This is a genomic window from Halalkalibaculum sp. DA384, from assembly GCF_043951955.1.
Taxonomy (GTDB): domain Bacteria; phylum Bacteroidota; class Rhodothermia; order Balneolales; family Balneolaceae; genus JAMQKA01.
This window is the reverse complement of the sequence record NZ_JBINJE010000088.1, coordinates 1-1705: the sequence shown is the minus strand read 5'-3', so window position 1 is coordinate 1705 and position 1705 is coordinate 1. Positions and strand designations below refer to the sequence as shown.

2 protein-coding genes are annotated in these 1705 nt (G+C 44.5%); both read right to left on the bottom strand.

Going from position 1 to position 1705, the window contains the following annotated elements:
- Positions 1–668: 668 nt before the first annotated feature.
- On the bottom strand, positions 669–1067 hold the full coding sequence (locus ACG2E4_RS18335; RefSeq protein ID WP_395262548.1) for a type II toxin-antitoxin system VapC family toxin: 399 nt from the start codon (positions 1065–1067) through the stop codon (positions 669–671).
- Positions 1064–1270, bottom strand: coding sequence for a DUF2281 domain-containing protein (locus ACG2E4_RS18330; RefSeq protein ID WP_395262549.1), 207 nt, complete (start codon positions 1268–1270; stop codon positions 1064–1066). Before ACG2E4_RS18330 ends, ACG2E4_RS18335 begins: the two co-directional genes overlap by 4 nt.
- Positions 1271–1705 lie beyond the last annotated feature (435 nt).

Below are 1705 nucleotides of genomic sequence, written 5' to 3'. Positions count from 1 at the left end.
TGCTGTGATATCCCGGGTGCAGCCGTTGCTCCCCGCCCTGCACGGTTTCTTTCTTCACGCCGCCGCTGCGCTTGTCCCGGGCGGCTCATAAATCCAAAGCCGGAAAGGAGGGGGAATGAGGAATGTAGATTGAAGAATAGTGAATTTCGAAGGGGAGATCGTTTGAACGAGTTATAGCACCATGTCCAAGACCGGAAGAATTTCTGTCTGACGAGGGGCGGGCGACGAACCTAAACAGCGACAACAAACAAACTCCGCCCCGAGGAGTTAAATTCTTCTTGATCTTTTGGTCCCTTTTGTATCAAGACAAAAGGGACAACTCTATTGGGAAAATAGTCTCCTGTTTCATATTCAGGCTTCCTTATCAGCTTTTACTGTTCATTTTTTGTACGGCCAAAAAACGAACCAAAAAAGCCGCTGGGGAATGGTAGATGTTCCCCTTACCAGCTCATTCCCGGCCGGTTGCTTTCAAGCGCCGGCCGCCTCTCCCCTTTTGCCTGCCGCCATTCCCCAGACCCCGAGGGCTGCTTGCTACTATATTGTCAATTGCTACTATATTGTCAACAATCCAATACTAATAACCGATAACAAATAACTAACCCGCGCCGCCGCTGCGCATGTCCCGGGCAGCTCATAAGTCCAGGGCCGGAAAGGAGGGGAATTATGGATTATGAATTCCTGGAATCCCAGATTATATTGACATCATACTCTTCAAATTCGGTATCTTTAGAAACAAGGGCGTACCCTTCTCTTTTTGCTTGAGCAATAATCAATCTATCAAAAGGATCCCGGTGGTGAAATGGTAAAGTAGTATTGGTTAAAATATGATCCGGAATTATGGGCAAGAGTGTGAAACCACTTTCAAAAAACAGTTCAAAAATTCTCTCCAGCTCCGCTTTTAATTTCAACTTTCCCAATGAATGTTTTATCCCCATTTCCCATAATGTTGCAACACTTACATAACAATTATGTTTGGGATTTTTAATTAGCTCCTTAGAGAATTCAGGCAATTGTTCGTCGTCTGTTATAAACCAGATAGCAGCATGAGTATCTACCAACAGGTTCATTCCCTATACTCCTTAAAATCATCAAGGGGTTCGTCAAAATCATCACTCATTTCAATAAGACCTTTCGCCAAACCGGGTGTTCTGCTTTTGGGCGTTTGTTGGTTTGCTATCTTGGATTTCAGGAACTCTACGAAATCATTGGCCTCTTTCTTTAGCTCATCAGGTAATGACACGAGTTTTGTATACAATTCCAGATCATTCATAACTATAGGATCTATTTTTACTTTCTGAATAATTATACAAAATTTATTGGAGATTTTGATCAAGATCTTCGGGACTATTGGCCAACTGGGGTGCCACAAGGGGAATATGGGAATTATGAATGAAGAATTAAAAATGATGAATCTCGAAGGGGTACCGGGAAGAAGAACGCGGGGGGTTCCCCCTTGTGGCAGTTATGATTGAAAAGCAGTAAATGATGTTCGAAGGGGGTGCAGGGGGATGTTCAGTGAGGAATAAAAAATGAAGAATTAGTAATGATGAATTTCGAAGGGGTGATCGTATGAACGAGTTATAGCACCATGCCCGAGACCGGAAGAAGTGCTGTCTGACGAGGGAGCGAGCTACAAAATATACAACCTGGTCTTTCCCGGCCTTGAATGGGGTGCGGAAGCCGAAGCAGGCGGGGGTGGATGCCC

Excerpts from the sequence above, each read along its gene's own strand:
- ACG2E4_RS18335 (WP_395262548.1), bottom strand. The coding sequence starts at position 1,067 with ATGAACCTGTTGGTAGATACTCATGCTGCTATCTGGTTTATAACAGAC.
- ACG2E4_RS18330 (WP_395262549.1), bottom strand. The coding sequence starts at position 1,270 with ATGAATGATCTGGAATTGTATACAAAACTCGTGTCATTACCTGATGAG.